Source organism: Fluviicola sp. (assembly GCF_039596395.1).
GTDB lineage: Bacteria > Bacteroidota > Bacteroidia > Flavobacteriales_D > Crocinitomicaceae > Fluviicola.
In genome coordinates this window covers 329,843-350,657 of the sequence record NZ_JBCNJT010000003.1, presented here as the reverse complement: position 1 = coordinate 350,657, position 20,815 = coordinate 329,843, and the positions used below count along the sequence as shown (strand labels likewise).

The 20,815-nt window shown below is 43.1% G+C and carries 13 protein-coding genes; 7 read left to right on the top strand and 6 right to left on the bottom strand.

Translation table 11 applies throughout. The features are described from left to right. Positions 1–118 precede the first annotated feature (118 nt). A complete protein-coding gene (locus ABDW02_RS16730) occupies positions 119–1,828 on the bottom strand; it encodes a hypothetical protein (protein ID WP_343636560.1) in 1,710 nt (569 codons plus the stop codon). A gap of 235 nt (positions 1,829–2,063) precedes the next feature. Between ABDW02_RS16730 and lpdA the strand changes: the two genes are divergently transcribed. The 5 genes from lpdA (at position 2,064) to ABDW02_RS16705 (ending at position 9,172) form a co-directional block, all read left to right on the top strand. Next, the gene (gene lpdA / locus ABDW02_RS16725) at positions 2,064–3,455 is read left to right on the top strand and encodes a dihydrolipoyl dehydrogenase (RefSeq protein ID WP_343636558.1); all 1,392 of its coding nucleotides are present in this window, start codon (positions 2,064–2,066) and stop codon (positions 3,453–3,455) included. Between the two features lie 365 nt (positions 3,456–3,820). Then, positions 3,821–5,458: a DUF1800 family protein gene (locus ABDW02_RS16720; protein ID WP_343636556.1), complete on the top strand. Its 1,638-nt coding sequence runs from the start codon at positions 3,821–3,823 to the stop codon at positions 5,456–5,458. A gap of 12 nt (positions 5,459–5,470) precedes the next feature. Beyond that, positions 5,471–7,117 carry a DUF1501 domain-containing protein gene (locus tag ABDW02_RS16715; protein ID WP_343636554.1) on the top strand — a complete coding sequence of 549 codons (1,647 nt, stop codon included), beginning with the start codon at positions 5,471–5,473 and terminating at the stop codon, positions 7,115–7,117. After that, a complete protein-coding gene (locus tag ABDW02_RS16710; protein ID WP_343636552.1) occupies positions 7,117–7,983 on the top strand; it encodes a hypothetical protein in 867 nt (288 codons plus the stop codon). Before ABDW02_RS16715 ends, ABDW02_RS16710 begins: the two co-directional genes overlap by 1 nt. A gap of 10 nt (positions 7,984–7,993) precedes the next feature. Beyond that, positions 7,994–9,172 carry a hypothetical protein gene (locus ABDW02_RS16705; protein WP_343636550.1) on the top strand — a complete coding sequence of 393 codons (1,179 nt, stop codon included), beginning with the start codon at positions 7,994–7,996 and terminating at the stop codon, positions 9,170–9,172. A gap of 42 nt (positions 9,173–9,214) precedes the next feature. On the opposite strand, the gene ABDW02_RS16700 is transcribed toward ABDW02_RS16705, so the two are convergent. Genes ABDW02_RS16700 through ABDW02_RS16680 form a run of 5 tightly spaced genes read right to left on the bottom strand, consistent with a single transcriptional unit; the run spans position 9,215 to position 16,712 of the window. Continuing rightward, on the bottom strand, positions 9,215–10,132 hold the full coding sequence (locus tag ABDW02_RS16700; RefSeq protein ID WP_343636548.1) for a metallophosphatase: 918 nt from the start codon (positions 10,130–10,132) through the stop codon (positions 9,215–9,217). A gap of 1 nt (position 10,133) precedes the next feature. Beyond that, the gene (locus tag ABDW02_RS16695) at positions 10,134–10,841 is read right to left on the bottom strand and encodes a 5'-nucleotidase (RefSeq protein ID WP_343636546.1); all 708 of its coding nucleotides are present in this window, start codon (positions 10,839–10,841) and stop codon (positions 10,134–10,136) included. 1 nt (position 10,842) lies between these two features. Then, entirely contained in the window at positions 10,843–13,011 is a 2,169-nt protein-coding gene (locus ABDW02_RS16690) for an endonuclease (RefSeq protein ID WP_343636544.1), read from the bottom strand. A gap of 14 nt (positions 13,012–13,025) precedes the next feature. Beyond that, positions 13,026–15,761: a TonB-dependent receptor plug domain-containing protein gene (locus tag ABDW02_RS16685; RefSeq protein WP_343636542.1), complete on the bottom strand. Its 2,736-nt coding sequence runs from the start codon at positions 15,759–15,761 to the stop codon at positions 13,026–13,028. Between the two features lie 42 nt (positions 15,762–15,803). Continuing rightward, positions 15,804–16,712, bottom strand: a complete 909-nt coding sequence (locus tag ABDW02_RS16680; RefSeq protein ID WP_343636540.1) for a lamin tail domain-containing protein — start codon at positions 16,710–16,712, stop codon at positions 15,804–15,806. Between the two features lie 403 nt (positions 16,713–17,115). On the opposite strand from ABDW02_RS16680, the gene ABDW02_RS16675 reads away from it, so the two are divergent. Beyond that, entirely contained in the window at positions 17,116–19,278 is a 2,163-nt protein-coding gene (locus tag ABDW02_RS16675; RefSeq protein WP_343636538.1) for a S9 family peptidase, read from the top strand. A 179-nt stretch (positions 19,279–19,457) separates the two neighbouring features. Then, entirely contained in the window at positions 19,458–20,747 is a 1,290-nt protein-coding gene (locus ABDW02_RS16670) for a citrate synthase (RefSeq protein WP_343636536.1), read from the top strand. Positions 20,748–20,815: the final 68 nt, after the last annotated feature.

The window sequence follows — 20,815 nt, the reverse complement described above, 5'->3', positions numbered from 1 at the left end:
CCTTTTTTCCCCGGAATTGATATTCGCCGAAGCCTAATTGGTAAGCGCTAAAAGCCGATAAACAGAAAGGGACACGATGCATCGCGTCCCTGACATAGTTGGTTTCATTAAGAGCATTCTATTTTTCCCAATATTCGAAGGCTTTTTTCTGAGCGTTGTTCGGATTTTCAATCACATTCACCCCGTATTCCAGGTAGAAGCTTCTTTGAACTTCCGGTAAAGGCAATTCGAGGATTCTTCCCTGGCGAATAACGTTCAATCGTTTGTTCTGATCGTCCAAATAGTTCAGCCAATTATCGATATCGCCATTCAGTTTGAATTCATTGACCCCAATGATTTCGTCATTGATCATAAGTCCGGCCAAATCTGCCGGCGAACCCGGGTAAATGGCAGCCACCAGGAAATGTGCTCCATGTGGCAATGCTTTAAATCCAATCCTTCCCGCTGAATATTTCTGGTTCGGTCTGTGGGTCAACTCCAATCCAATGGTTTCAAGTGCTTCCGTTAGAATCGCTTCAAACGGCCGTGTTCCATAGAAATAATCGGTGATCAGTTCTTCGATTTCAGGGCCTGCCAATTCTTTCAGTAAGCCCAGATAATCTTCCTCGCTGACTCCTTTTCCGTTTAATGCAAAATTGAAATACAGGCGTTTCATCAATTCATCCAAACCGTGTTTATTTGCAGAATATTCGCGGATTTTTACATCACAAACGAATGCCAGCAAACAACCTTCCGTGTAGATCGACACCTTTCTTCCCGGAGCGCCCGGAATATATCCATCCAGCCAGGTATCGTAAGAAGAATCCGCCACCGAATAGTGAAAACGGCCGAAATTGTCAAAGTGTTTCTGCAATTGACCGGTGAATTCATGCAAGTACTGTTTCAAATCAAATACCCCGGACTTGTACAGCATCAAATCTCCCATATACGTAGTCACACCTTCACACAAATATCCCAGCTTCGACAAATTCTCTTTCTGATAATCGTAAGGGAACATTTCGATCGGGCGAATGGCTTTCACATTCCAGGTATGGTACAATTCGTGGGAAGAAACGCCCAATAATTCGGTATAAAGCGCTCCGAATACATCATAAGTCGGGCCGAGAGCAATCACCGTTGATTTCTGGTGTTCCACTCCATGATATGCTTTATAAGGAAGAATGTGGAAGAGGAAATGGTAATGCGGTACCGGAAATTCCAGGAACTTCTCAATCTGCTTATCCGTAAATGCTTTGAAATCTTTGATCAGTCGCGGCCACTCAACGGCGCAATCGCCCTGGAACCACAAATGGAAAATCGTTCCGTGTGATTCGTATTGGTTGTATTGTAAAGTAGCCGAACAAATAAACGGAGAATCTGCCAGTTCATCGAAGTTGGCTGCTCTCAGCACGTTTCCTTCGCGTTCCATGGAACCGGCAATATTCCAGTCGGCAGGAATATTCAGGATGACTTCACATGCTTCCTCTTTTTTTCCGTCCTGGTAAATAAAACAATTTACCGGGTTGGAATACAACATTTCTTTGCTCAGGTAAGTCGAACCGGCGTTCAATTCAGCGGCATAATAACTGTATTCCACACGAATGTCCGTAGGTTCTTTTACCAGGATTTCCCAGGAAGACAAATCCACTTTTCGAAAATCCACGGCTTTACCTTCTGCATTGAATACTTTAAATCCTCTGACATTCTTTGCAAAATTTCCCAGTTCATATCTTCCGGGCCTCCATTTCGGTAAATGAATGATGGAATTCGGCGCCACCTGTTCAAAAATTACCTTGAATTGGATGTACTGCTGGTTTGCCTGTTCGATCCCGATATGATACTGAGCCATTTTATCAATTTTTGCTCAAAATTAGAAAATCCCTGTTGAATTAATTACGTTTTTTGAAATAAGGACTTCCTCCCTTGAGGGAGGACCAAGGAGGGTGGCTGCGCAGATCGTTAACCACCTCCCTTAATCCCTCCTCAAGGAGGGAAACTTAAGAAATTTTCAATTCGATACTATATTGACTCACAATTCCTGAGAATTGATTAATTTCGTCCCGTTACATTTATTGAAAAGAGAAATGAATTACGATATCATAGTTATTGGGAGTGGTCCCGGCGGATATGTTACCGCTATTCGCGCATCGCAATTGGGTTTGAAAACTGCAGTTGTAGAGCGTGATGCATTGGGTGGAATCTGTTTGAACTGGGGATGTATTCCAACAAAAGCGCTATTGAAGAGTGCAAACGTGTTTGAATACATTCAACATGCATCTGACTACGGAATTACCGTAAAGGATTCAAAAGCAGATTTCGGAGGAATGGTTGATCGTTCCAGAGGTGTTGCCAACGGAATGAGCCAGGGAATCCAGTTCCTGATGAAAAAAAACAAGATTGATGTGATCAAAGGAACAGGTGTTCTGAAAGCAGGAAAAAAAGTAGCTGTTACCGGAGAAGACGGGAAAGTGACTGAGTATTCTGCTGACAAAGGAATCATCATCGCAACAGGTGCACGTTCACGTCAGTTGCCGAATTTGCCTCAGGACGGATCCAAAATCATCGGGTACCGTGAAGCAATGAGCATGAAAACGCAACCTAAGAAAATGGTGGTTGTTGGTTCAGGTGCAATCGGTGTGGAATTTGCTTATTTCTACAATGCAATCGGAACAGAAGTAACGATCGTAGAATATTTACCGAACGTAGTTCCGATCGAAGACGAAGAAGTATCCAAGCAATTGGAAAAATCCTTCAAGAAGGCTGGAATCAATATTATGACGAACGCATCTGTTGAAGCGGTTGATACTTCCGGAAAAGGATGTGTTGTGACTATCAAAACAGCTAAAGGGGAAGAAAAGATCGAATGTGATGTGGTTCTTTCTGCTGTTGGAATCCAGGCAAACATTGAAAATATCGGATTGGAAGAATTGGGAATTGTTGTTGACAAGGGAAGAATCCTCGTAAACGATTTCTACCAGACCAATATCCCGGGTTACTTCGCAATCGGAGACGTTATTCCTACGGCTGCACTGGCACACGTTGCTTCTGCCGAAGGAATTATCTGTGTAGAGAAAATCGCGGGTCACCATCCGGAACCACTGGATTACGGAAATATCCCTGGATGTACTTACTGTTCTCCGGAAGTTGCGTCTGTTGGTATGACAGAAAAAGCAGCGAAAGAAGCAGGAATGGAAATCAAAGTGGGGAAATTCCCGTTCTCAGCATCCGGTAAAGCATCTGCCGCCGGAGCAAAAGACGGTTTCGTGAAGTTGATCTTTGACGCGAAATACGGTGAATTGCTGGGAGCTCACATGATCGGGGCAAACGTTACTGAAATGATCGCTGAGATCGTTGCTATCCGCAAACTGGAAGTAACGGGTCATGAATTGATCAAAACGGTTCACCCACACCCAACCATGTCTGAAGCAGTGATGGAAGCTGCAGCAGCTGCATACGGAGAAGTGATCCATTTGTAAGAGATAAATAAATCATTGAAAACAGCAGGGACGCGACGCATCGCGTCCCTGCTGTTTTTTTTATACCAACGCTTTGCAGGATCTCCTAGCAAAAAATAATTTGCAAAAAAATCACCAACTACTGAATTCGTTCAGTTTCGCTCATCTGCCGGAACAATCAACCACTGAGCACTAATCAACTTATTTGAATAGTTCTAAAACTTCGCCTGACAGTTCAATTTTTATTGAAATTGTAAAACAAAAATTCTACCTTGGTTTCTCTAAAACACAAAACAGAACTGATTCTCTTCTCTCTCCTGATAAGTCTAACCGGCGTTAATGACTATTAGTACCTTGATTTGTAATAACGAACACAACTAGTTCTTATGGCTTCACTCAATCCGATCACAGGAGCTCTGGGCGCCCAAAAAGCAGCACATTTACTGCGTCGTGCTACAATGGGACCTAGACTGCAGGATATTACCAGCTTTGCTGGAATGACCGCCCAGGCAGCTTTCAATACACTCGTGCAAACACAATCCGTTCCGGCACTTCCGGTCGATCCTTCAAGCGGAACAGATTGGGTGTATCCCAATACGGTAAGTCCGACCAGTACAAACCTTTCTGATTACACCCGCAGCTGGTGGATGGAAAACATGCGTACCGGCGGAGCAAACCTCACCGAACGGATGATCTGGTTTTACCATACGCATTTCCCGATGATCATGAGCCGGATCGAGAACAATCCGCAGTTTGCGATCGATTACCTGCGCCTGTTGCGCTATTATGCTCTGGGGAATTACAAAGACCTCACAAAAGCACTCATCATCGACAATGCCATGCTCCTGCACCTGGACGGGAACCTGAATATTAAAGGTGTTCCGCAGGAGAACTTTGCGCGTGAATTCCTGGAATTATACACAGTCGGTAAAGGAGAAGAAGTGAGTTTGGGGAATTACACCAATTTCACCGAGCAGGATGTACAGGCATTGACCAAAGCTTTAACCGGATGGGGAATCGATCCGACTTTCCAGACCGTTGATCCGGTAACTACTATTCCAACAGGGAAAGTGAAAGGTTCTGCCACCACTTCCTCGCAACACGACGTCAACGGAAAACAGTTTTCAAGTGCTTTTAACAATACCCTTATTCAAACTGGAAGCGTTACCGGTTCAAATGCCGCTGTAACGGCTGTTTATACGGAATTGGACGATGTCGTAAACATGGTTTTCAACTCACCGCATACGGCAAAACACATTTGCAGGAGAATTTACCGCGAATTCGTTTACTACGATATAACACCGGAAATTGAAACCGACATCATCGAACCGCTGGCAGCCACTTTGGTCAGCAACAATTACAACATTACTTCGGTATTGGAGGTGTTGTTCCAAAGCGAGCATTTCTACGACCTCGATACACCGATTACGGAAGACAACAACATCGGCGCGATCATTAAATCACCGATGGACCTGGTCATCGGAACAATGCGCTTATTCAATCTGACCGTTCCGAGTGTCAGCACACAGCTTGCTGCAAACTATGAAATGTATGCGCAGCTGATCGAACAATTGGATCTCCAGGGACTTCAGTTCTTCGAACCATACGATGTAGCGGGATACGAACCGTATTATCAATTCCCGGACTATCACCGTTACTGGATTTCCTCCAATTACCTGGCGAACCGGTATAAATTTTCGGAACTGCTCATCTCCGGATTTACAGGTATGAGCGGAAACCTTCTGAAACTCGATGTAGTGGCATTTGTAGATACCAACTGCTCAGATCCGGGAAATGCAACAACGCTTGTTCAGGAACTGGTCGACTGGCTTTTCCCCATTACCATCGACACCACCCGTTTCAATTACTTCCGCGACGAGGTTTTACTGGATCAGCTTTCGGCAGCCAACTGGACAACTGAATGGAATAATTACGTGAATACAAGCAGCGATGTCAACGTGCGTTTACAACTGGAATCGCTCTTCACGGCCATGATGCAAACACCTGAATACCAATTATTTTAAAAACTACGCCCTATGGATAGAAGAGACTTTGTACGCATTTCATCTTTACTGGGAACAGGAATGCTCTTAAAATTCAATGGTATTGCATTAAACATGGTTCAACCGGACGGAATCCTGGAATCCATGGCCAAGTCCAGCTTGAACGATAAAATACTGGTATTGATCCAGATGCACGGTGGAAATGACGGATTGAACATGGTTATTCCGATCAATCAGTACGGCAATTACTACAATCTGAGACCAAATATTGCAATTCCGCAAAGCGGAACGCGGCACTATATTACATTGGACCCGAATTTACCTGCGAATAAACAGGTAGGACTTCACCCGGACATGGTCGGTTCAAAAGCCATGTATGATGCCGGGAATATGGCAATCGTTCAGAATGTTTCCTACGAGAATATGAACGGTTCACATTTCCGCAGCCGGGATGTGTGGTACATGGGTGGAAATTACGACGACTATTTCAATTCGGGTTGGATGGGACGCTATTTCGAACATTATTACCCGGATTATCCGACCGGTTACCCGAATGCAACTGTTCCCGATCCGCTGGCATTGGAAATGGGTACGGGAGTTTCTCTGGCCTTCCACAGAAGCCAGGGCATTCCTGCAGGACTTTCCATTCAAAACCCGGATGCATTTTACAACCTGATCAACAGTGTGGGCGCTGAAGAACCTACGAACTTCCCTCCTACGCATGCCGGTGATGAGATCGAATACATCATGCAGATCGAAAGACAATCCAATAACTACGCAGAGCGCCTACGTGACGTTTACGATGCCGGAACAAATTCCGGAACGGTTTACCCGGATTTGTACCCGTATATTGCACCAAGCGGTTCATTGAACAATCCGCTGGCACCGCAATTGAAGATCGTTTCCCGTTTGATCAGCGGAGGAATCGGCACAAAGATCTTCCTGTGCCGGATCGGAGGATTTGACACGCATGCCAACCAGGTTGTCAACAACAACACAACCATGGGATCACATGCCGCTTTGATGTATCACATTTCTTCGGCTGTAAAAGCATTTTACGACGATTTGACCAACCTCGGATTGGCAGACAGGGTATTGACCATGACTTTCTCCGAATTCGGGCGCCGCGTGGCTTCCAATGCCAGTTACGGAACGGACCACGGAAATGCCGCTCCTATGCTGATATACGGAACATGCTTAAATCCGGGAGTTTACGGAGACAATCCCGACTTATCGAACCTGCAAAACGGTAATGTTCCTTTACAGCACGATTACCGGCAAGTGTTCACCTCGGTGGTCAAAGACTGGTTCGGTGCACCGGATGCGGCCATTGAGCACATCAAATTCGAGAATTTCGTAGCTAACCGCGTGGATTATGTCCGCTGTAAGGAACTAAGCGTAACCGAGCTCTTCAAAGAAAATCTGTGGCTCAAATGCTATCCGAACCCGGCGAATTCCAGCATCAGTATTTCGTATGTGCTGAAAAAAGAAACCAAGGTACATATTGAAATCAAGGACATTTCCGGGCGTACGATCGGGAATATTACCAATGCACCTACTGTTCCGGGAGAACACGTACTCGATTTCAATTTATCCCGCTATGCTGACGGAACTTATTTTGTCACTTTAGTCGCAAACGACAGCGTAGTCCTCACTGAAAAAGTAATCCTTTCCAAATAATGATGTTAAACAGAATTACCATTCTTTCACTGCTGTTCTTCCTGGCTTTCCAGGGAATAGCACAAACAAAATACACGGTTCACCGCAAAAACAGGATTTACCTTGGGATTACCGGCGGAATGAATTTCAGCGCAACTCACGTCGTAAAGGATTACAACCTGCTTACGACCACGCCGCAATCGTCGAGTGAGAATACCAATTCGGAAAAAGATTACCAGGGATTGTTTAAAAACAAAGGTTCTCAATTCGGGCTTTACTTTTCCTATTCTTTCAAAAAGAACCTGTCAATCGTTTTCCAGCCTGCCTATCAAATAAGCAGTTTCAACTACCGCACAGCTTATTCCTGGTCGGATACGGTAAACGAAGCTGATTTTGCGATGGAAATGATGCATCAGCAAAAGGTATCTTCGGTAAATCTGCCCTTACTGGTCCGCTGGGATTTTACCGTTTCCCAATTTTCGCCTTACATCCAGGGTGGAATCTTCACCAACTTCAACCACCAGGCAAGAAAAACCATTTTCTACGATTATACCATTGACGAAGATGTGGACAAAGAAACCGCAGATCGCACAGGAGAAACCGATTTTACGGAGCATCTGCTCAAAGCCAATTTCGGACTTACAGCCGGTGTCGGATTTACCTATTTTGCCAATTATTTTGCGATCAGCCTGGAAAGTAATTTCCGCTACGGGTTCCGCTCCATGGTGAACGACCAGAACCGCTATGCCGATTTTACCGGTTTGAGTATGCAATACCTGGATGTTCCGGATCAATTGAAATTCATGAACCTGGATATTCAATTGTCGGTGATGTTCCCGATTGACAACTCCATTTCATTAGGAATCCTTAGAAAAAGCAGACATTAATCCGAACAGTATGAAATTAGCTATTTATTCAATGATCTTTTTGGCACTGGGAATGGGTTTTTCAAGCTGCAAAAAGAAAGTCACCGACGAAGAAGGTCCTTTTATCAAGATCTACGACGATCAGAACGGAAACAAGCATTTCCATCCGCTGAGTATCACCACTTCCGCAAACAATGACGGATATCTGGTCATGAGCGCTTATGACGGATGGCGCATTCATTTGATGATGGTTGACAAGGCCGGCGAATTTGTCTGGAATTACGAATTGCCTGAAAACTATGTCAATGCCGTTCCGAACCTGATCAAAAGCAACGGACAAAACTATCTGGTTTGTATGGATGCCGTCGGATTGTTTACGTATGTGCTGAAAATTGATGAAAGCAATCATTCAACTACCGAGGTAACTTCCTTTGCGAATGTCCTGTACCCTACTTACGCTTACAGTTCCGGGCAAAACGTGTACATCCAGAATTACAACCGACTGAGCATGCAAACAGGCATTCACAAACTGACTCCGGACCTGGCTTCCATTGTACAATCGACAGACCTGGATATTTTCACGGATGTGGAGGATCGCATTGTGGAGCACATTACTTTCAACGGAAAACGCATGCCGTTCTTTATCAGTTCAACGCCTGAGAATAATTACATCGTCATGAACGGTTTCTATAACTACAGTTTTTCACTGATCTTCCTGGATCAGAACCTGAATTTTGCAGGCGTTTACAACGGTGCCGGATTTAACGGAGGATTGGCTGCTATTTCACCTTCGGGAGGAAACCAGTTTTCACTGGCGCGTTTTTCTTATGACAACCTGTATTACAATGCAAATGCTGCTTTGAATCCTGCTGCGATCGATATCACAGAATCCATTTCCGCGCAGGGACACTCCGAACTGGATGCGCAAAAACCGGTATTGATCAAAGAGCTTTCGGTTGGTGGAACTACTTACAAAGCATTCCTGTCTTCAACCCGGAGCAACCAGTTGCTGTTGAGTATTTATGACAAATCGGGAGGAACGCTTGCCGGGAAAAAATACCTGGGGAAGAACATTCCGCTTACAGCCTGTGATTTTATACAAACTGAAACAGGCGAATTGAATATCCTGGTCCAGGCCAAAATTATGGGAAGTTTCGACCGGATTGCCATCCTGAAATTATCCAAAGATCAGTTGGAAGCAATGATATAAAAAGGTAGGCACGCGATTAATCGCGTGCCTACCTTTTAAAATTTATACGATAGTCTCATCCAGCAGATGATTAATCGATGCAATCGTGAATTTGCCGGAGTCGGGGCACAATTCGATATCGATACGGCCTAATTTCAGACCTCCGTAACCAACCTGGTTCACAAAAACTGCTTTTCCTTCTTTGTTTTTGAATTCCTGCATATCGTCGAGGAAAGTATGCGTATGCCCGCCGATGATAACGTGAATTCCGTGAGTTGATGCCGCCAAAACCTTATCGGAAACCTGGTTGGTGTTGTATTCATAGCCTAAATGCGACAAACAAATCACCACATCACACCCTTCTTTGCGCAAAGCATCCGCCTGCGCCTGCGCTGCGGCAATCGGGTCCTGGTAAGTCAATCCTTTCCAATTCTCAACAGGAACCAATCCCTGAAGATTTACTCCCAATCCAAAAACTCCGATCTTAAATCCTGCTTTTTTAACGATGGTATAAGGTTTTACTACTTCTGCAAGCGGAGTTGAGCTCAATTCATAATTCGCATTCACTACCTGGAAAGAAGCATGCGACAAAGCTCTTTTATAAGCCTCCATCCCGATATCAAAATCATGATTACCAAGTGTTACGATATCGTAATTCATAGCTGCCATGGTTTTCATTTCAAGTACTCCTTTAAACTTATTGAAGTAAGGAGTTCCCTGGAAAATATCTCCGGCATCGAGCAATAATACGTGTTCTTCCTGCTCACGAACAGATTGGATCATAGTGGCTCTTCTGGAAACGCCTCCCATATTCGGGAATTTGGGGTGATTTACCGGGAAAGGGTCAATATTGGAATGTGTATCGTTGGTATGGAGGATCACTAATTTGTTTGGCTTTTTCTTAGCGCTGATCAATGAAGGCACCACCATAGAAGCACCGGCGACCACTCCTGTCTGTTGTAAAAATAATCTTCTTTCCATCTTACCAATTTATTCTTTCTTCGGGATAAAAAGCAATTTTTTGCTCTTTTTTAACAGCATCAATAATGAGATCCCTGAAGAGAATATTGGTGTCAAATCGCTGCAAGGGATTGTTAAAGAAGAACATATTATCGCCCCCGTTTGCCAAAAAGTCGGAAGTAACCACCCAGAAATAATTTTTCTCTTTGGCAAGATTATCCGGGAATACCAGTTTCCCCTTTTCCAGTTTAAATCCACCGATCGGTTCTCCGCCTTTTTCTTTTAAATAAGCTTCCATTTCCGGAATTTTATCCAGCGAAAGTTTCAGAAAGACCATGCGGTTATCAAAGGGCATGACTTTATAAATATCTCCGACCGTAATCGGTCCTTTCGGCAAATCGGCTCTCAAGCCTCCGATATTGATAAAGGCTACTACAGGCTCATTTTTAAAGATCACACTGTCCTTAGCATGTTTGATCAATTCGTCGCACAGCCAGAACCCGAGCGTAGAATTCGGTCTTCCGACCACCAGGTCTGTGGTGGTTTCACCGAGCACCAAACCGAATTCCTTCAGCATTTCCCTTCTGTAGGGCGCTATCAGTGAATCCATTTCCACAGATGATTTGCTTGAATCGTTCACATCCTGTTTCGATCCTTTCACCTGTAAATGATAAGAGCAGGCCGTAAGACCTGCTCCTATTAGAAAAAAAAGAAAAACTTGTTTCTTCATATTAGTTTTTAACGATCGTTTTTTGAGTTGATCCGTATGGAGTACTTACTTTCACAAGATACGAACCTGTTTTCAAATCCTGAATGTTTAACTCAATTAAAACTTCATTGATATTGTTAGCTGATTTCACCACTTTACCATCCATAGAAACAATCTCGTAAGCTGTAATAGTTGTAGCGTCTACATTCATCAGCAATTTATTTGTAACCGGGTTCGGGTACAGGATAAATCCGTTCAACAATGCTTCTTCAACTGCTGCAGTACATCCTAAAGTCTCGTAGCTCATGTTTGTAAAGTTCACAAAACAAGCAAAGTTCGGGTTATCAACGAATGGGTTACGGTTTTCCTGTAGAGAATCGATGTAATCGTTTCTGGAAATTTCCCATGCATCCGGCATATCCTGTAAGTTCCATTGTTTCAAAATAGCCTGGTCTTGTCCGTATGCAATGGAACTGCTGATAGGATTCGGGAATCCCCAGTTGTTTCCTGAAACAGTTGTGTAACAAATCGCTTCGTACATCATTGCGCGTGCAGCGTCACCTTTGTGCTCATCTCTTGGTTCGAAAACTTTGTGACCATTTGCATCAAATCCGAATTTACATCCCAAATAAGTCGTTGTCGGAGTTACCACTTTTCCTAACGGGTAGTTGCTTCTCAAAGCATTTGCATCATTTTGGTTTGTAGGGAACAAATGATGGTAGTCATTGTATTCAGGAAGAGCACTTGCATCATATGTAGGCATCCAGCTGTGGCAGTATGTGTGCTCGCGGCTTGTTCCAGTTGCTGTAAAGTCAAACGGTTCTGTATAGATGATGTTTTCACCACTGTAAACACAAGTCACTACACGACGGTTCAAAGTAGTATCTCTTGCAGCAAATTTAGCAACCATCAATGGTCCGTAGTTGCTATAGAATTGCATATCGTGCGGATTTGTCAGGTTGTGAAGATCCGCAACGAATGTCGGGCTGCTTGTAGAAATCGCAGAATAATAACCTGCAGGCATCATAGATCCTGAAGAAGTAACATTCCCTGTCAATGGAGCAGTTGTGTTGTAATTTCTGTAAGTTCCAGGACCATTGTAAGCGTATACCGCGAAGTAGTATCCTGTGCTTGCTACGATGTTATTCGGTGTGAAAGACGTGCTGTTTCCGGAGAAAACAACCTGACCGTCTCCAACCATGTCACCACGCTGGTAAACCATTCCGTCGGCAGGAACTCCTGTAATGGCAGATCCTTTTTTACGAAGTACCAAATACCCTTCTGCTGTTGCAGGAGTAAATGTACCTGTCAAGCGGTATGATTTCACGTTGGAGAAAACCAGGTTAGTTGCCTGAGCAGCCGGTTCTGTCGCAAAGTTACCACCGATACCATACAAGTTAATAACATAAGCAGCCTCATCAGCATCATCGCTGTTGATTGTCAAAACAGCGTTTCTGTTACCTGCTGCAGCCGGAGTAAAGTTTACTGTCAAAGCCTGAGTAGCTCCTGCAGCAACTGTTGCAGGGAAAGCAGGAGAAGCAACTGTAAAATCAGCAGCATTTGCTCCTGAAATAACTGCACTTGAAAGGTTCAAAGTATTGGATGTTCCCAGGTTCTCAACTGTAAAAGTAACCGGAGTCATGGTAGCAACCGGGGAATTTACAGCTTGTGTACCTCCTGAAACGATTGTTGTAGTTCCGTATTTCACATTGATTTCCTGAGCCGGAGTTGCAGCACCAACTGCAATATTCACGTCATCCAACCCGATATTTCCACTCACTTTATTGGTGTAAATGAACTTGATAAAACGTGTCAACGTGTTCGGGTTATCCGTATATTGCTGGTATACACCTGCCGGAGGTGCTGTATGTGCATGCAACGTGGTGTAAGCAACACCATCAGCAGATTCCTGAACGGTAAATGTTCCACCTGAGAAAGAGTTTCCTGCCAGGTAGTAAGTCAATGCACCCGGAGCACTTGCAAAATTGATGATCAGGTAATCACCGGTGTTGTCAAATTTCATAGCCGGAGGTGTATTACCTGAAGCCGTGTAAAATGCAGTTCCGGACTCTGTCCACCCAGTTGGAAGTGTTGTAGTTGTAAAACTCCAACTTGTAGGAAGCACTGCTTGTGCTAATGAAGTGCCCGCCGCAAATGCAGCCAACAGCACCGTTAAAATTGATTTTCTCATCCCTGTTATTTGTTTCATATTCCTATTTTTAAACCAAGGTTAAATCTTCTTCCCATCCCCACAAAAACCAATGCGGAACTGGCATCGAAGTTTAACCCGTTTTGTGAATCAGTGATGTAAACGTTATCCAAAACGTTCATGATACCACCGTTCAATGTGAAATACATTTTAGAAACTCTGAATGTATATCCCACATTAAAATCTAATAATCCGTAGCTTGGCATCTGCCAGGATTCCCTGTCCTTATTTGGCCCAACAAGTGCCAAAGGATCGAAATTCGCGAAGTTTCTGCCGAAGTAAGTGTACCTTACTTTCACATAAAGGTCTTTAATGATCTCATATCTTACGGAACCTCCGATCTGAAGCTGTGCGGCATCACCTACGTGAACGTTTTTCGCACTAAAGTCAACGGAGTCAACCATCACCCCGTTATTATCCACGATATATACTTTGGATCCGGAAATAGTCTTCCAGTCTGCAACTGTTACAACACCTTCCACATTCAGGTTCTTAGTGATGTTGTAATTGAAGTCGACTTCAACTCCTTTGTGCAATGCATCCAAACCGTTGATGTTGTAGGAGAATGTCCCGTCTGGAGTAACTACCGTAGGAGTATACTGCGGCGGTTTGTTTTTCCACAAAGTATAATACAGGTTCAGGTTCGCCGCAAATTTCTTGGTTCTGTAACCATATCCTAATTCTACGGAATATACTTTTTGGTTTTTCGTTTCTAAAAACGGCAGGTTATTGTTATCGAAAACGGTATTCATTTTCGGAGCAATACTTAAGTATCCAACATTCAGGAACACATTGTGGTGCAGGTTGATGTTATAATTCACACCTCCTTTAACCGTTCCTCCCAAAAACCATTTTCTGTCTGTTGTAGCAGTTCTGGCTTCCGGTGACTGGTTGGTGTACTTCTGACCCTTGTATTCTACCGTATCTCCGTAACCTACTGCTTGTCTCATCAAGGTATCCGATAACACAAGGTCTTTTTTCTTGAAGTAATCGATTCGCTGGTTTCCTGTTTCAGAAAGTGAACCGGTCAGGAAAGTAGACCACTTGTCTTTTTTGTACTCAACCTGCGCAAAAGCTCCTCCCCACATCACGATCGCATCGTTGTAATAGGAAACCTTGTCTCCTTTACGTTTCATCGCATAGCTTAGGTTTGCTATTCCTTTTGGTTGGTTCTTGTCCGAATTGTCGATTGCATAATCACCACCTACCAGGTCATAAATCGTTTGATAGTGGCTTCCTCTGTAATAACGTGCATCGATACCGAAAAGCGTTGAGATATTTTTATTGATCTTATAAGAGATCGAGGAAATCAAACCGACCCATTTGTGGTCGTTATTGGCAGATCTCAGGTAATTGGAAGAAGAATGCTCCGTTGTACTGTACAAACTGGAATAGCTGCTGGAGTTCTGATCGTAAATCTTTTGTAAGTTATACAATCCGGTAGTTGTATCCCTTGCCGGTGTATTTCTGAAAGAAGTACCTCCTCCTTTACCAATTGACAGGTAAGCAATCGTTGTCCAGTTGAATTTTTCGTTCGGGTTCCAGGAGTGAGATAAGTTGAACTGCGGTTTGTGGAAGTAGTTTACTTTTTCATTGTAAACTTCTCCATTAATAAATCCGTAATTCGGATTATACTTATTCCCGCGTGCTCCGATCTCTGAAGTGGTGTAATACAAGTTACTTGTACCTGCAACCGAATCAATTTGACGCTGGTAATCAACTCCCGTCTTTTTAGCCAATTTCTCGTCTACGACTGAAATCGGTAATTTGGTAGTTCTCTGACCGTGCGACTGTGGTGCACCGTTTACTCCCAAACTCATGATGTGGTGTTTTCCAAACTTCTTTTGAACTTTGAAGAAATAAGACCATGCATCATCAAATGTAGCATCTGCATAGCTGGAACCCCATTTTCTGGAACCGGCAACTGAAATTCCCCAGTTTCCTTTCATCATTCCGGTATTTAAACCGAAAGACGCTTTATATAATCCATAACTGTTTACTTCACCCTTCACGTGAACGCCAAACTTTTGGTCAATTCCTTTGGTCATGATATTCATTGTACCACCCACAGAAGTAATTGCCAGTTTGGAAGCTCCCAATCCTCTTTGTACCTGAACAGTTCTTGTAATATCACCCAAACCGTCCCAGTTACTCCAGTAAACCTGACCGTTTTCCATGTCATTTACCGGAACACCATCAACCAGAACAGCTACATTTCGCTGATCAAATCCACGGATTGAAATACGGGAATCCCCGGTTCCTCCACCCTGCTCGGTTGCATAAACACCTGGTGTTGAGTTAAGGATCATCGGTAAGTCGCGCGTACCCAATTCTTCCGCAATTTGTTTTGCTGAAATATTCGAAAAGGCAATCGGCGTTTCTCTCAGTTTTGCAACATCGCGAACGATCTCTACCTCATCAATGATATTTCCACTTACTTTCAGTGTAAAGTCATGAACGTAATCTGTATTGCCAACTGCTACTTCCGCTTTGTAATTTTCAAAGCCGTAGTATTCCATGGTGATCGTGTGCTTCGTATTTTTATCAACCTGGAAAGTGTATTTTCCATCAATATCAGTAATTGCTTTAGATGTTGAATCACATGCTACCACCGCACCGATTACCGGCTCATTGGTTTCAGGATCCATCACTACACCGGTCAGTGCAACCTTCTCCTGGGAGAAAGCAGACAACCCAATGAGCAGGCAAAAGAAGACTAGCAGATTTTTCATAAAATCAGTTAAAGGACATTATAAGATTTGAAAATGAATCAATTACTCAATTATAATGCTTTGTTGAGAAGAAGACTTATCAGCGAAATTGATTCTCAACAAGTACGCTCCTTTTCTCAATTTGTCAGTAATCACAACTGCAGCTGTACTTTGGTCGTTTTTAACCTCTGAAACAACTACTTTTCCAAGCAAGTCAATCACCTCAATTGTAGCGATTGTGTTGTTTGTGTTTACATACAAAACTCCGTTTGCAGATGGATTCGGGAAAACAGAAACTGAATTCAATGTATTTTCACCAACACTTAAGAAACAATCACAAGAGTGCTGTCCTAAGTTTGTCCATGTATCTTTCGGTAATGAATCCCATTGCTGGTTCACGATAAACGGATCCGGGTTTACTGTAACTCCTGCTTTAACAGATGCTTTACGGATCAATGTGTGGTTTTCAGTCCAGATACGACCAACAGATCCGTCGTATGGAGGCTGATCTCCCCAACCGTATGCGCTGATCATAGCAGCATCACCGATCTTACCCATCAAATCGATCATTACCGTATTCTTGAACAATGCGATTGCATCATTTCCGTTCATGTAAGTCGGAGCCGGGTATGCATGATCCAACTGATCTGCCATTGCCTGTAAAGCAGGTGAAGCAGCAGGTGAATTCGGTTGAGTTGTTGTCTGGCCATTCACAATAACAAAAGTTGAAAACGGCTGGATAGTTCCTGTAAGGTTTGTTACCCCACCAGCATTTGAAGTTGCATCCCCGTTAGAGAAACGCTCAATGCGATACCCTGACAAGCTGATTGCGTTTGCAGTCGGGTTGTACAACTCGATTGCCTTATCATTTCCTGATCCTTCTACGTATTCAGAAATAAAAATTTCCTGACAATTCTGAGCTTGAGCAACAGCAGAAGATAAAACACCTAAAAAAAGTAATGCTTTTTTCATAACTAATTGATTATTAAATTTACAGATAAATTACAGAGTAACGGTATAACAAATCCATTCAGCTTATTTGCTGAAAAATAGCGCATATAACTTCGGGTGAAGTCCTTGCTATTATGGATGCGTTTCATTTCTATTTCATTATACCAAATATTGTATTTCTAAATGGTTTCAGTCTGCATAAAATTACAGCGTCAAGGAGAACATTCAGAAATTTACGACGCAAAGTTACGGCAAATAATCTATTCCTACATTACATAATTGTTAACAATCAACTAAGGTTATACACTGAGAATTCAATCAATCAACCCTATATTAAACAAGCTGTTAACTATTTTACACCACTCATCAATAATTCACTCCCGTCGGAAACCTTTTTAATTACTTTTGCCGAAACACGATTTATATGAAAATTAAATTATTCATTTCTTTTATCTGCATCCTCTCATTCGGATATGCTCAAAACCTGACCGTTGAAAGCATTTGGAAGTCTGGAGAGTTCTATCCGAATCGCGTGGAAGGCTTTACAGCTTTAAGCGATGGTCAGTCATTTACCAAAATCGTTGAAGAAGGCGGTCAGTATTTTTTAAAAAAGTACCAGTTCAAGGACTACCAGGGAGCCGGAACTGTTCTGGTAAACCTGTCTGCCATCCAATTCAACGGAAAAGCACTGGAATTTGACGATGTAAAATTGAGCAAAAGCGGAAAATGGTTATTGGTACAGGCAAATACAACACCGATCTACCGCCACAGTTATTCAACGACTTACTATGTCTATAATATTCAAAGCAAGGAAACTCACAAAGTAAGTAACGCAGAAGCTCCGCAAACATTGGGAACTTTCTCTCCCGATGAAACCAAACTGGGATACGTTGCGGGAAATAACTTATTCGTATACGATTTGGTAAACCATACCAATAAGCAAATCACATCCGACGGAAAACAAAACAGCATTATCAACGGTACTACCGATTGGGTTTACGAAGAAGAATTTGCGATCACGCAAGGTTTTGAATGGTCACCTGATTCCAAATACCTGGCCTTTATGCGTTTTGACGAAACAAACGTGAAGCAGTTCCAGATGGCGATGTACGGACATTTATACCCGGATGAATACACCTTTAAATATCCGAAAGCAGGAGAAGACAATTCAAAAGTAACTTTCCACATTGCCAATAGCGAAACAGCTGTTGTAAAAGCAGTAAACCTGGGAACTTATGAATACCTGCCGCGCTTCCAATGGTCACCGATCAAGAATGAAGTGTTCGTTTCTACCCTGAACCGTCACCAAAGCCAGGTGAAATACCATTTGGTTACAAACCCGGATAATCCGGCAGACCGTATTTTCTACGAAGAATCATCGGATACGTATCTGGATGCTGACAATGTCATCCTGTTAAAAGACGGAAATTCCATGTTGCGTACTTCTGAAAAAGACGGATACAATCACATCTATCACCTGACCTTTGCCGGAAAACTGAGCCAGGTAACGTCCGGGAACTGGGATGTGATCGACCTTTACGGAATCGACGAAAAGAAAGGCACCGTATTTTATTCATCTTCCGAAAACGGAGCGATCAATAAAACGTTGTATTCCATCAACTGGAAAGGAACAGACAAGAAAATGCTTTCAAAAGCTTCCGGATACCACGATGCGGAATTCGCTCCGGGATTCAATTACTTTATCCGCACCAGTTCAAGTGCCAACACCGTACCAACCACTTCCCTTTGTGACCGCACGGGGAAAGAATTGCAGGTATTGGAAGCAAATACGGAACTTCAAAAGAAATTCGATGGTATGAGCTTCAGTCAGAAAGAATTCATGCAAGTGGACGGCGCTGCCGGAAAATTGAACGCATGGATGATGAAACCTGCAAACTTCGACCCGAACAAAAAATACCCGGTTTACTTCAACGTTTACTGCGGGCCGGGAAGCAACATGGTGACTAATGATTACGACGGGCCAAACTACCTGTACCACCAGTTACTGACCCGTAAAGGATACATTGTTTTCTGTGTGGATACCCGCGGTACACAATTCCGTGGTGCTAAATTCAAAAAATCGACGTACCTGCAACTGGGTAAACTGGAAACCGAAGATTTGATCGCGGTAGCCAAAAACCTTCAGAAAGAATCCTACGTTGATCCGAACAGAATCGGGATCATGGGCTGGAGTTACGGTGGTTTCATGACTTCACTGGCTATGACAAAAGGTGCTGACGTTTTCAAAATGGGAATCGCAGTGGCACCGGTTACCAACTGGAGAAATTACGACAATATCTATACCGAGCGTTTCATGCGTACTCCGCAGGAAAATGCCAGCGGTTATGACGACAATTCCCCTGTCAATCATGCCGACAAGTTAAAAGGGAAATTCTTATTGATCCACGGTTCAGCTGATGACAATGTGCATTACCAGAACACGATGGAATTCATTACCGCACTGGTAAAAGCGAACAAGCAATTTGACCTGTTTATTTATCCGAATAAAAACCATGGTATTTATGGTGGGAATACAAGAAACCACCTGTTTACAATGATGTTGGATTATACGGAGAAAAACCTGTAGATCAACCCGTTCAATTTAATAGCATTGACAAAGGCCTCCGGATTCATTTCCGGAGGCCTTTTTAGCTAACCTTTTTTGGCAAAAAAAGTTTATCGTTTGCAGTTTATTGTATTTATTTCTTTACTAATTTAGTGCGGCTAATAAAATTGTTAGATAACACTCTTATAGATCATCTCATCATGAGCAAAATTGCGAAAATCGAATTAGACGGGAAAGTATATGAATTCCCGGTTGTACAAGGTACTGAAAATGAATTGGCGATTGATATTTCAAAACTTCGTCAGGAAACGGGTTATGTAACTTTAGATGTAGGTTACAAAAATACAGGTGCTACAACCAGTGCCATCACTTTTTTAGATGGTGAAGAAGGAATTCTTCATTACCGTGGATACCCGATCGAGCAATTGGCAGAGAAGGCAAGCTTTATTGAAGTTGCTTATTTGTTGATCTATGGTGATTTGCCGACTCAGGCGCAATTGGATGAGTTTATCTCAAGCATCACTAAACACACATTGGTGCACGAAGATATGAAGCAATTCTTTGAAGCATATCCTGCTCAGGCACACCCAATGGGAGTATTATCTGCAATGGTTTGTTCACTTTCTACCTTCTACCCGGAGTCTTTGGACCCGAACAGAAGTGCTGAGAAAAAGAACAGAACAATTTTACGTTTGTTAGCGAAATTGCCTACACTGGCTGCATGGTCATACAAAAACTCCATGCGTCACCCGTTCATGTACCCTAAGAACGAATACGATTACGTAAAGAACTTCCTGTACATGATGTTTGCAATGCCAACGGAAGATTACAAAGTTGATCCGGTTGTTGTTGACGCATTGAACAAATTGTTGATCCTTCATGCGGATCACGAACAAAACTGTTCTACATCTACAGTTCGTATCGTAGGTTCATCCCAGGCAAACTTATACGCATCCATTTCCGCAGGTATTTCTGCTCTTTGGGGGCCGCTTCACGGTGGAGCTAACCAGGCAGTAATCGAAATGCTGGAGAAAATCCACAACGACGGAGGAGACGTTGACAAATGGGTATTGAAAGCAAAAGACAAGGACGATCCATTCCGTTTGATGGGATTCGGTCACCGCGTTTACAAAAACTTTGACCCGCGTGCTACGATCATTAAGAAAGCTGCAGATGACGTATTGGAGAAATTGAAAATCGACGATCCGTTATTGGAAATTGCCAAGAAATTGGAAAAAGTAGCTTTGGAAGACGAATACTTCAAATCAAGAAGCTTGTACCCGAACGTAGATTTCTACTCCGGAATCATCTACAAAGCTCTTGGAATTCCATCTGAAATGTTTACCGTAATGTTCGCATTAGGACGTCTTCCGGGATGGATTGCACAATGGAAAGAAATGTCTGAAGGTGGAGAACCGATCGGTCGCCCAAGACAAATCTACACTGGATCTGTATCCAGAGATTACGTTGCTATCAAAGACAGAAAATAAGAATCACTCTTTATATGCACAAGGCGTTCAGAAATGGGCGCCTTTTTTGTTAACCACATAGTTCACAA